The organism is Pseudoselenomonas caprae (assembly GCF_008271345.1).
Classification (GTDB): Bacteria; Bacillota; Negativicutes; order Selenomonadales; family Selenomonadaceae; genus Selenomonas_A; species Selenomonas_A caprae.
On record NZ_VTOZ01000069.1, the window covers coordinates 1 to 470 of the forward strand.

General features: G+C 46.2%; 1 protein-coding gene. It reads right to left on the bottom strand.

From position 1 onward, the window contains the following. Positions 1–47: 47 nt before the first annotated feature. The coding region (locus tag FZ041_RS14340) for an IS3 family transposase (RefSeq protein ID WP_149190063.1) at positions 48–470 on the bottom strand (423 nt) is incomplete at its 5' end.

Sequence of the window (470 nt, forward strand, 5' to 3'; positions counted from 1 at the left end):
AAATAAAAATATTCATTGCTGCTCGCAACTAATGCGAGCAGCTTTTTTCATGCAGCTCCAACCAGTTTTTCGTGGTACTCACTTGGGGTTCGTATGCCTAAATGACGCTGTGGTCTGTCATAAGTGTAATATCTTATATATTCCTCAATTGACTCAACCAACTCTTGCCGGGAAGTAAATCTGCGCCTGTAGTACATCTCGCGCTTCAAGATACCCCAGAAGCCTTCCATGGGGCCATTGTCTAGGCAATGTGCTACACGGGACATGCTTTGTGTCATACCGGCCTGTTCAATTTTGGCGCGGAACAACTTATTGGTGTACTGAAAGCCACGGTCACTATGAAACAAGGGATGTGCCCCTGGATTGGCTTCAAGAGCTTTGTCAAAGGTTTGGAATACCAACTGGTTATTGTTGCTGTCACCAATAACATAGGCAACAGGCCGGCGATCACAGAGGTCAAGGATGGCACT